The organism is Streptomyces sp. NPDC055078, assembly GCF_053607985.1.
Window position 1 is genome coordinate 1 of sequence record NZ_JBSGUP010000287.1, and the last position, 10,023, is coordinate 10,023.

The window sequence follows — 10,023 nt, forward strand, 5'->3', positions numbered from 1 at the left end:
GCCCGGTCCGCCGTGAGTTCGCTGATCTCCAGCGTGGTCAGCCTGTTCTCGACGCTGCCCGGCCGGATCGTCAGCAGCTTGGGAAACATCGGCGCCCGCATCGTCTCGAAGATCAAGAGCGGGCTGCCGTCGTCGGTGCGGAACCTGCTCCCGTTCGCCAACGGGGGCATCGTCACGCAGCCGACGGCCGCGCTGATCGGCGAGGCGGGCAAGGAAGTCGTCCTGCCTCTCACCCGGCCGGCCCGGACCGTCGAACTCGCCCAGAAGTCCGGCCTGCTCGACCTCCTGGCCCGCCGTGGGGCGGTCGACCGCGGGGGCCGGTCCGCGACCGTCGCCGGTGACCGGCACGTCACGCACAACTGGAACATCTCGACGCCGGCGCAGGACTCGCGGGTCCTCGCTGAGTACCTGTACGGGCAGATGGCACGAGCGGCAGGGGTGTGACGTGATCAGCGATTACGCCGACTTCGGGTGTACGGAGATCGTCAATTCCGCCAGGGCGTCGGTATACGCGGCTGAGCATTGCCTGCTGACGGGGTGTGACCCGTGCCCGGACCTCGCGACCGTCCTGAACGACGTCGAGTACGTCGACCCAGTGTCGGACCCGGCACCGTGGTATGACCCGGCCGTCCCGGAGTCGGCCCGCTTCCTCGGCGTCATGGGCCTGGACGCCATCGGCTTCTCGCAGTCGACGCTCACCCGCGACGCGGTGCAGCTCGTCGGCGACGGTGCGGCGCTCGGTGTGGCCCGCCGTGCGCACCGCGAGATCACGTACACGGCGCTGCTCCTGGTCCTCGATGAGTGCGCCCTGTCGTACGCGCTGGAATGGCTGTCGGCGGCCTTGCAGGGTGCCCCGTGTGAGGGGAGCTGCAACGGCGAGGAACTGGGCGTCTTCGCCTGCTGCCCGACCGGCGACGGCACGGCGGAGCTGCGGCACCTGTACGGCGTGGGCCTGATGGCCGGCCCGCAGCTCACGGCGGTTCGCCACCTGCCCGAGGGCATCATCGGCGAGGTCACGTGGACGCTGGCCGCGTCGGTGCCGTGGATCTACCGGGAGCCGCTGACGACGCTCACGGACTGGGTGGACCTGGCCGACGGCGACCTGGTGACGTTCGACCCGGACGAGATCTACGGCGACTGCGCCGAGGCGACCCCGTGCCTGGAGGACCCGCTGTGTCCGCCCCCGCCGTTGCCGATCAGGGCGCCGGTGCCTGTCGACCCCTGCTACCCGACAGGTGTCGCACAGTTCCGCCGGTCGTTCGTCGCCGTGTCCCCCGTCGATCAGCCGGAGTGGCTGGAGGCGGTGCCCGTCCTGGAGCTGGAGACCGGCGGGACGGCGCTGCGCCGGCTGGTGGTGCGGTTCTGGGCGAACCCGCTGGGGACGGACTGCTCGGAGCTGGCCGACCCGTGCTCGGCGTGTACGGACATCCAGATTCCGTACCTGCCCGCGGGGGCGACGCTGACCGTGGACGGCCGTACGCAGGTCGCTGAGGTCGACTGCCCGTCGGGGGTGTCCGGGTCGGCGACGAGTTCGCCGATCCTGTACGGGCCGCTCGGTGCCGCCTTCGAGTGGCCGGTGTTCTCGTGCCCGACCGGCGTGTGCATCGAGATCCTGTCGACGTCCGCGACGACGTCCGCCGACGCCCGAGCCCGCGTCCTCCTGGTCCCCCGATCGGACGTGGGCTGATGGCTGTCCTCGGCTGCGCCCAGGAGTACCGGGCGGTCGTCCACTGGCGAGGCGGCTCGCTGCCGTTCACGTCCCCGGCGGTGAGCGCGCTGACGTCGGTGAAGTGGAACCGCACGGTCAACGACACGTCGGAGGCGTCGATCACGATTGCCAAGGGCATGGCGGGGGCGAGCTGCTGCGGGCAGCTCGGGCAGATCGAGCCGTACGCGCACGAGCTGACGATCTACCGGGACAGCGAGCTGGTGTGGCAGGGGCCCATCATCCGGTCGACGGAGAACCGGACGCGGTTCCTGATCGAGGCGCGGGACGTCACCGAGTGGCTGGCGCGGACGAACAACACGACGCTGCTGCGGTATCTATCGACCAACCAGGCCGACCCGATGCACGTCGGTCCGGTGCAGGAGATCGCGGAGACGATCATCCGGCTGAACCTGGAGGCCGGCCTGTTCGCGTCCCAGCCGGACTGGCCGGTGATGCTGGACCACATCGTCCGCGACGACGACACGGTGGATGCGCGGTTCGAGAAGGACGGCAGTCTCAACAACGAGGTCTGGATCGTGCCGATCCTGCGCATCCTGGACGACGAGCTGGTGCCCCGCGGGCTGGAGTACACGACGGTCGGCCGCTCGCTGATCCTGGGACGGCCGCAGACGACCGCCGACCGCCCGCAGGCGAGGCTGACGCTGGACGCGTTCGCCGGGGACATCGAGATCGTCCGGGACGGCACGAACGCGGCCACGCTGGTGTGGGCCACCAACCAGGATGACCAGGACATCACGGGCGGGCAGTTCGGTGTCTCCGGCGTCGTCAGTCCGGTGTACGGGCGGCTGGACACCCTGATCCGCTCGACCGCTGAGGGCCTGTCGGCGTACGACTTGTGGCAGATTGCCCGCGCCTCGTACGCCGGACGGAACCCAGTGCCCACCGGCATCCGCATCCCTGACGGGGCCGGTCTGGCGACGACCGCCCCGATCTCGATGCGGCAGCTCGTCGCCGGCGTCCGCGTGGACGTCGCCGCGACAGGCATGTGCATGAACGTCAGCCAGCCCTACCGCCTGTCCGACGTCGACGTGGACTGGGGTGACAGCGGCGAGAACGTCGGCGTCTCCCTCGTCCCGATCGGCTACCCGTTCGTAGGAGACCCCCCGTGAGCCCACTTCCAGGACAGCGCGCCGTCCAGCAGCCGCTCCGCGCAGGCACCTCGGCCCAGCGGGCGTTGGGGCGCGCGGCGCAGGCCGGTACCGGGGTGCTGGCGTTCCCGGCCGGGGTCGGCTGGGTCGACGGCCAGCAGGTCGAGGTGGACCTGTCGAAGCCGCCAGGCCAGCAGGTGCGGCGGGTGCTGGCGTGCGGGTGCGGCGGTGAGTGCACCTGCCAGGCCGAAGAGGAGACCGCCGTCGACGGCGGCGGCACGGACATTCAGGAGAAGGAGGGCTAAGAATGGCCAGGTGTGGGTGCCAGGGAGGGTGCTCCTGCTCGGTGCAGGGCAGCGGGCTGATCCAGGTCAGCGGGAATGGTTCCTCGACGTCCCCGTTCGTCGTCGGGCTGACGTACGGCGAGGACAGTGGCTGTGACGCGATCATGGGGTGCGTCTGCGACCACTCCGGGGACGGCCTGGCGTGCGCGGACGGTCAGCTTCGTGTCCTGCCGTCTGAGGACCCGGGCAACTTGATGCAGATCGGTTCGGACGGCGGCGTGTTCGTGCCGACGGCTGGCGCCTCGGCCGGTCTCGTCGCGGGCCAGGCCGTGGACATCACCGGCGACCAGGCGGCCGGTTACACGATCGGCGCACGGATCAGCGCAGACCCGGAGAACGCGCTGACGCTCGGTTCGGACGGCGGGCTGTACGTCGCTGGCCCTCGTTTCGCGTACGGCAACATGAACGCCCGAACCATCCCGAGGACGACGACCGACGCCTGGATGGTGCCCACGATCACCGGGCAGTCCGGAGGATTCTCCGTGCTCCCCCCGGCTGGTGGCGTCACTAGCATCCGGCTGCCGGACGGCGGCACCTGGTTCCTTCAGGCGCAGTGGCGTTTCTCTCTCGCCGGGTTCACCACGGCGTCCGGCGGCATGATCTATGCCGGGATCGAGTCCGGGGCGCGAGGCATCATCGTGTCCAAGTCGTACACCAGGTCGTCCACGGTGTCCGGGATTCACGCCTCCACCATGGAGGACTTCAACAACTCGGCAACACCGAATGTCGGCTTTCGCGTCCAGGCCAACAGCACCATCAGCGAGCCGCCGACGGTCACCGGTTGGTGGTCGGCGCACCGGGTCGGGCCGAGTGTCTAGTGACTGGCCTCCCAGCCCCTCCTCGCTGCCCATCGCGTCCGGACAGTGTCCGCCCAGGTCACCTGTCGGTATCCCGTATCCCGAGGACAGCAGGGCGGGCACGTGTCCACCCTGGTGCCCCCTGTCCTTCCCTATGTCCGGACACCCTGTCCGCGCCCTGGAGGTTCCCATGTCTCATCCCCCGTCCCGACCGTCGGCCGAACCGTCCACTACGTCTCTCACGGCACGCCGATCCTGAGCGACGGCAGCCAGGCGTTCCCCCCGCAGTGCCGGGCGGCGACCATCACCGAAGTCGACGCCCAGGACCCCGGCCGCGTCGGCCTGGCCGTCATCAACCCCACGGGCCTGTTCTTCCACCCGCTGTCGGCGGGCGGCGCGGTCCTGGCTGACTGCGGCTCGCAGCTCGCCGGCTCCTGGCACTGGCCGGAGCGTGTGTGATGGGCGTGGTCCTGCTGGCTGAGCGCGCCCTCTCCGACGATGCGGTCTGAGAAGGGGCGACCATGGCGGATACGGGCATCCCGCTCCTGGAGACCGTCCTCGTGTGGGGCGGCGCGTTCCTGATCCTGGCCGGGGTGTGCGCGGCCCTGTGGCCGTTTGTCCGGGCGATTGTCGCTACCGCGCGGCGTGCCAACGAGTTCCTGGACGATTGGTACGGGGAGCCGGAGCGGCCCGGTGTTCCGCCCCGGCCGGGGCTGATGGAACGCGTCGGCGGGATCGAGGACCGGCTCGGGAGGGTGGAGCACGAGATGCACCCGAACGAGGGCCACTCGCTGCGGGATGCGGACCGTCGGCCACCGGCCGCTTGAGACCGGGCGCCCCACTCCACGGCCCCGAGGGCGCCCGCACCCTTTCTGCCGACTTGCATGCATCCAAGGAGTTTTATGGTGAATACTGGTGGTGCCGGACTGCTTCGCCCCCACAGGTAGCAGTGCGGTCGGCCGCAACCCCCCGTGCGGCCAGACGAGCCCGACCGCATTCCCCCCGAGTGCGGCCGGGCTCATACGTCCGCCCGATGCTGCCACCGATGACGCGGTTCCAGTCCTCCTGCGTGGCCTCCCCGACTTCGAGCGCGGAGTAGATGGCGACGCCGTCCGGGTGTTCGTTCAGCGCATGGAAGTAGGCGCCGGGCCTCGGACCTCTCGAAACTCTCGCCGTTCAGCCTCATGCGGGTGGTGAGCACACTGCCGAAATCCAGGATCAGGCCACTGTAGGCGACGGGCAAGGCGGCCTCCTTCAAGAATCACCTTCAGAGCACGCCGGACGATCGAGGTTCGGCGCAGGCAGGTTTTCACAGCGGTGCGACGCAGGCGCACCGATGGGTAGGGTCGATATTCCCGGACGAAGGAGCGTTGGCGTGTCAACGGACATTGTGATTGCGCAGACCACCATCGACAACGAGGGGAAGGCGGAAGAGTTGGCGCGGGGGGCGGTGGACCGCAGGCTCGCGGCGTGCGCGCACATCGACCCTCCTTTCAGGGCCGTCTACCGCTGGCAAGGCGCGGTGCAGACAGAGACGGAGTGGCGCATCTCGTACAAGACGACACGGGAGCGCTTGCCCCAGTTGGCCGACTGGGTGGCGGCCACCCACGGGTACGAGGTGCCGGAGTGGATCGTGCTGCCCGTGGACGGCGGGTCAGCAGGGTATCTGTCATGGGTGGTGGCGGAAAGCAGCGAAGCTTAGTCCATCTGCCGACTTCATGACGCAAGGCCGCGCAACTGCTCGGCAAGGTCCCGCTCTTGGGCGGGGAGCCGGGAGAGGATCGCCTGTGCACGATCCCTGCCCATGGTGTTGGGGCGGGCGACCGTTGCGGCAGCGAACTCGCGTGCGACGTGTACACCTTGATCCAGGTCCCCGCCTTGGAGCAGGGCTGTGGCGATGTCGCCGAGGATGACGACGCCGGCATCCGACCGTTCACTGCCCAGGCGCTCAGTGGCGGCATTGGCAGCTTCGGTCAGTTCCGGGTGCGCGAGGTGCCCGTAGGCGGACAGGACGAGTGCGTCCAGGCGGGCGGGGCTCATGAAGCGGGTCCAGGCGTGCTCGGTGGTGTGGTCTGCGTAGTCGTACGCTGTCCGGGCCCGGTCGAGAGCGCGCAGCGCCGTAGTGGTGCTGCCAGGTTCGCCCGCTTTGGCTGCTTCTTCAGCGTGCCGGGCGTGTACCCATGCGGCCGCAGTGGCGGCGCCGGGGCCTCGCACGTCGCGCGCGGCCTGGGTGAGGAGATCGATTGCCTGGGTCGGGTCGGCGGTGCCGTAACTCGCATAGGTGAGAGCCAGGGCACGGAGCGGGGGGTGACTGGCTGCGGCGGCGCAATCAGCGGTGACGCGGTAGTAGGCGCGGGCGGCTTGATGGTCGCCCAAGTCCCAGGCCAGCCATCCGGCGAGGGCGGCAGTCTCGCCGGCAGCCACGACCAAGGTGCGTTCGTGCTCGCCAGCCCGCGTGAGGGCGGCGGTGATCGTGTCGAGGTGGGCCTCAACGTGGCCTCGGAGTTGGCGGGCGCTCAGTTTCAGTTCGCTGATGTGGAGCGCCTCGGCACGCCGGGTGAGGCTGTCGGCAGCCTCGGCATCGATAGGGCTGCCCCGCCCGAGTGCGTGGGCCAGCCGTCCCCATGGTTCCGCTGCTGATGCGGCGCCTATGACCGCCCCCTCAAGCAGAGTCCGTCGTCTCATGTCGTCCTGCTCCTCGTCCTCCCGGCGATCCCCGTCCCGGCGCCGAACGCGGGCGGCTGCGGCTTCCCTCTGGAGCTGTTCGGGCGGTAATCCGCAGGCGATAGCAATCTGCGCAACTGTGTGGTTCGTTGGGATGTTCTTGTTGTTCTCGTAGCGGCTGATCTCCCGGCGAGTCAGAGTGTCCCGCCCAGCGACTGTGTTGACCGCATCGGCCTGTTGCTCCTGCGTGCGCCCGGCTTCGCGCCGAAGCCGATGCAGCAGTTGGCCGAATGACTCGTTGGTTGCTGACATGAGTGTGCCCCTCGTCCGTGGACGTGGACTCATCATGGGGCTTGAGTTCCCCCTACGTTTCCCCCTTGACAAGATTCTCCCCCGCACGATTCCCCTGGGAGCAACCGGTTGACGGCGCTCTGATGGCTGCATGACCGAAGCCCGCGCGGGACGCCTGCCCGTGACGAACGACCTCACAACCGGAGCTGAGCGACGAATCGCCGTCGCGCACTGGCTGCGGTGTCGTGACGGTGTTGGACGGACGCGTGCCTTCCGGGCGCGGTCAGGATGCGTCGCGGAGCCAAAGGCAGGCTCGTTCATCGAGGTCGGCCGCGCTGCGGGAACCCCGTGCTTTGGCGGGGGCGATCGTGGACCGCATGTCGCGGACCGCCCGGATGGTGCGGCTCGATCGGATGCCGTTCATGGTGTCCAGGGCGCGGTTCCAGGTGGCGCATGCCGCGTCGGTCTGGCCTTGCCTGGACTGTGCGTCGGCTTCGGCAGCGGCGCTGAGGGCTGCGATCCGGCGGTGCTCGGTGCCGGTGTACCGGCGCCTGGCTCCGGCGTGGTGCCGCTCGGCGCCCTTGTGGTCTCCGATGCGGGTGAGGATCTTCGCTGTGTGGCTCTCGACGGTCGCGGAGGCCAGACCCCACATCACCGCCCACCCGGTCGCACCTTCTGCGACAGCGCTTGCGAGGGTCCGGGCCCGGTCGGCTTCGGCCAGGGCCTTGCTGACCTGGCCGGCGTCGGCGAGGGCTCGGGCCCGGCAGATGACGAACAGGGCCTCCGTGGCGGGGGCGACCCGGCCCCGGGCCCGGTCCAGCGCGGCGTCCGCGAGGTCGAGGCAGTGTTCCGGCTGTCCGTTGTCCATGCCGTGATGGGCCATGATGCGCAGCGTGAACGCCTGGTGCGGGAGGTCCTCGGCGTCCTTGGTGAGGGCGTACGCCTGCAGGTAGTACCGCTGGGCAAGGCCGTGCTCGTTCGCGTCGAACGCCTTCCATCCTGCCAGGTAGGCGAGGGAGGCTGCGGCGGACAGCATGTCAGTGCGCTGCTGGGGCACGCGGAACCGCGCCTGGCACAGTCCGAGGACGTCGGTCCGGAGGTACTGCACGACGGCGCTGCGTCCGTGCTGGCCCCCGTGGCGCTCATCGATCGCGGTGAGCATGGCCACCATGTCGCGTACGGCGTTGACTTCTTCGGCGCCTGCGATGCCGCCGTTCAGAACTCGGCGGGTGCGGGCATGGACTTCGCCGGCTGCGCCGAGGGGCAGGGCGGCGGCGGCCACGGAGTAGGCGCTCGCGGTGAGGAAGGTTCGGCGTTCGATATCTGCGCTCCCCAATCGCCCCAGTGTTTCCACTGGATCGCCTTCCACGGTAAGCCCCAGGTCGTCCGGGTCGGTACCGCCTGGAAGTGCGGAGAGGCCGATGTCGTGCAGGGTGACCGGCCTGCCGAGCTGCCGGGACAGCCCTTCGCACAGAACGCGGGCGGTCCGTGGGTTCGGCGGCGTGCCGCCCAGCCAATAGGAAACGTTCGATTTCCCCGTATGAACCGTGATCCCGGATTCGGCGGCCACGGCTCTGACGAGGCGGGCGACATCTTCGTACCGCAGATGCGCCTCTTCGATGACAGCGCGCAGGCGGCTGTTGGGCAACCGGGTCATAGCCCAACGCTAGAGCACCTTTCGCCTCGTCGAACCCGGATGAACTCGTTGAACCGCTTCCCCTCTTGAGCCGTCTGGTCACGCACCGGTCACCCACAGTTCACTGAACTGCGTCGGCACAGAACGATCGCGCGGGACCCCATCCAGGCTCCAGTGCTCGCCCCGACGGATGGAGAATCCTCATGTCGCCTTTAACGGCCAGCCAGAGCATGCGCGTGGGCCGTGCTGCCCTGTCGCCTCCGGGCGGGCCCGGCTTCGATATGAGCCTGCGCCGCACGGCCGGGCCCGGCGAGCCGATGGCCGCCGAGGACAGGCTGAGGCCGGGTCAGGTCCGCCGCGTCGGCCGTGCCCACGCCGACCGGTGGGGGTTCAGCGCCTGCGGGGATGCCGTCGGACTGTGTCTCTCGGAACTGGTCACCAACGCGCTCGCCCACGCAGAGGGAGACGTCGGGGTGCGGATGTGGTGTACGGACACCCAGATCTGTATCGAGGTGAGCAGCGGAGCGCGGCATGTGCCCCCGTGTCCGCGAGAAGCCGGCCTGCTGGACGAGAGCGGCCGTGGGCTGTCGCTCGTGGCCGCCTACGCGGACAGCTGGGGCGTTGACCAGGACGGCTCCCGTACTCACGTCTGGTGCGCCCTGGGGAGGAGCAGCCAGTGACCACGCTTCTCGCACCCACTGCCGGCTCCGCGCCGGGAACAGGCGCCGCGGTGATGACACACGGGCCGGACGTGATCCGCGTCCTCGACGGCAGCTTGATGTCCGTGCCGAGGTTCGAGTGTGACCGGCCGGTCAAGGCGCGGGTGCTGGCTGGCCTGCGCGTCGCGCACGCGGTGGAGACCACGGTCTACGACGACCTGGAGGACGTCCTTGGGACGCACGTCCCGCCGGGACCGGCTGAGGCCGCAGAACTCGCAGGGCGCTTCGCAGATGCCCTGCGCTATCTCCTGGTCACTCAGCCGGAGGTCCCTGCTGAGGTCAGACAGCGCGCGCGGGTGCTGTCCGCCCTGCCGTCCACGGCGGATGGGTATCTGCGTCGGCTCGCGCTCGTCGTCCTGGACCTGCTGGAACTGGCGGGAGATGAGGACGATGACTGACACCACAGACCTCCGCAGGCGGGCCGCCGCCTCGCAGGCCCGCTTCCAGCAGGTGGAGCCACCCCAGCCGGCGCTGCGGCGTCGCCCGGGGCCGCCGCCGGACTGGCCCGACCTGGTCATACTGCCCAGGCCGATGACGGGAGCCCTGGCCGCGATCCACGATGCGACAGTCACGGAGGCCGGGACATGACCGCCAAAGAGGCGGTCCGGCATCCGGTCCGTGCGCTGCGGGCCCGCCACGAGCGGGTGATCGACGCCTGCGGGTGCGGTCTGGTCGGCCTCGCCCTCGTCGGGGCGTTCGTGATCGGGGTCCTGACCTGGCTGGTCGTCCAGTTCGCAGCCCATTTTCCCTAGAGC

The 10,023-nt window shown here is 69.7% G+C and carries 13 protein-coding genes and 1 pseudogene; 12 read left to right on the forward strand and 2 right to left on the reverse strand.

Annotation, left to right across the window (positions count from 1 at the left end):
- The 8 genes and pseudogenes from ACWF94_RS22870 to cutA all read left to right on the forward strand — a co-directional run.
- Positions 1–444: pseudogene (locus ACWF94_RS22870) on the forward strand (phage tail protein); the annotation flags it as partial.
- Position 445: 1 nt separating this feature from the next.
- Positions 446–1,687 carry a hypothetical protein gene (locus tag ACWF94_RS22875; RefSeq protein ID WP_453491390.1) on the forward strand — a complete coding sequence of 414 codons (1,242 nt, stop codon included), beginning with the start codon at positions 446–448 and terminating at the stop codon, positions 1,685–1,687.
- Positions 1,687–2,838, forward strand: coding sequence for a hypothetical protein (locus ACWF94_RS22880; RefSeq protein WP_453491393.1), 1,152 nt, complete (start codon positions 1,687–1,689; stop codon positions 2,836–2,838). The genes ACWF94_RS22875 and ACWF94_RS22880 overlap by 1 nt, the downstream gene beginning before the upstream one ends.
- Positions 2,835–3,122, forward strand: a complete 288-nt coding sequence (locus ACWF94_RS22885; RefSeq protein WP_453491395.1) for a hypothetical protein — start codon at positions 2,835–2,837, stop codon at positions 3,120–3,122. The genes ACWF94_RS22880 and ACWF94_RS22885 overlap by 4 nt, the downstream gene beginning before the upstream one ends.
- Positions 3,123–3,124: 2 nt before the next feature.
- Positions 3,125–3,979 (forward strand): hypothetical protein, encoded by an 855-nt coding sequence (locus ACWF94_RS22890; RefSeq protein WP_453491398.1) that lies wholly within the window; start codon positions 3,125–3,127, stop codon positions 3,977–3,979.
- Positions 3,980–4,081: 102 nt separating this feature from the next.
- The gene (locus ACWF94_RS22895) at positions 4,082–4,417 is read left to right on the forward strand and encodes a hypothetical protein (RefSeq protein ID WP_453491401.1); all 336 of its coding nucleotides are present in this window, start codon (positions 4,082–4,084) and stop codon (positions 4,415–4,417) included.
- A gap of 62 nt (positions 4,418–4,479) precedes the next feature.
- Entirely contained in the window at positions 4,480–4,785 is a 306-nt protein-coding gene (locus ACWF94_RS22900; protein ID WP_453491404.1) for a hypothetical protein, read from the forward strand.
- A 548-nt stretch (positions 4,786–5,333) separates the two neighbouring features.
- Entirely contained in the window at positions 5,334–5,660 is a 327-nt protein-coding gene (gene cutA / locus ACWF94_RS22905) for a divalent-cation tolerance protein CutA (RefSeq protein ID WP_453491407.1), read from the forward strand.
- Positions 5,661–5,674: 14 nt separating this feature from the next.
- On the opposite strand, the gene ACWF94_RS22910 is transcribed toward cutA, so the two are convergent.
- Both ACWF94_RS22910 and ACWF94_RS22915 read right to left on the reverse strand, forming a co-directional pair.
- The gene (locus ACWF94_RS22910; protein WP_453491410.1) at positions 5,675–6,934 is read right to left on the reverse strand and encodes a helix-turn-helix domain-containing protein; all 1,260 of its coding nucleotides are present in this window, start codon (positions 6,932–6,934) and stop codon (positions 5,675–5,677) included.
- A gap of 262 nt (positions 6,935–7,196) precedes the next feature.
- Complete coding sequence (locus ACWF94_RS22915) at positions 7,197–8,570, reverse strand: hypothetical protein (RefSeq protein ID WP_453491413.1); 1,374 nt, start codon at positions 8,568–8,570, stop codon at positions 7,197–7,199.
- Positions 8,571–8,752: 182 nt separating this feature from the next.
- Between ACWF94_RS22915 and ACWF94_RS22920 the strand changes: the two genes are divergently transcribed.
- Genes ACWF94_RS22920 through ACWF94_RS22935 form a run of 4 tightly spaced genes read left to right on the forward strand, consistent with a single transcriptional unit; the run spans position 8,753 to position 10,020 of the window.
- Entirely contained in the window at positions 8,753–9,229 is a 477-nt protein-coding gene (locus ACWF94_RS22920; RefSeq protein ID WP_453491416.1) for an ATP-binding protein, read from the forward strand.
- Positions 9,226–9,666, forward strand: a complete 441-nt coding sequence (locus ACWF94_RS22925) for a hypothetical protein (protein WP_453491419.1) — start codon at positions 9,226–9,228, stop codon at positions 9,664–9,666. The genes ACWF94_RS22920 and ACWF94_RS22925 overlap by 4 nt, the downstream gene beginning before the upstream one ends.
- Positions 9,659–9,856 (forward strand): hypothetical protein, encoded by a 198-nt coding sequence (locus ACWF94_RS22930; protein ID WP_453491422.1) that lies wholly within the window; start codon positions 9,659–9,661, stop codon positions 9,854–9,856. Before ACWF94_RS22925 ends, ACWF94_RS22930 begins: the two co-directional genes overlap by 8 nt.
- The gene (locus ACWF94_RS22935) at positions 9,853–10,020 is read left to right on the forward strand and encodes a hypothetical protein (RefSeq protein ID WP_453491424.1); all 168 of its coding nucleotides are present in this window, start codon (positions 9,853–9,855) and stop codon (positions 10,018–10,020) included. The genes ACWF94_RS22930 and ACWF94_RS22935 overlap by 4 nt, the downstream gene beginning before the upstream one ends.
- Positions 10,021–10,023 lie beyond the last annotated feature (3 nt).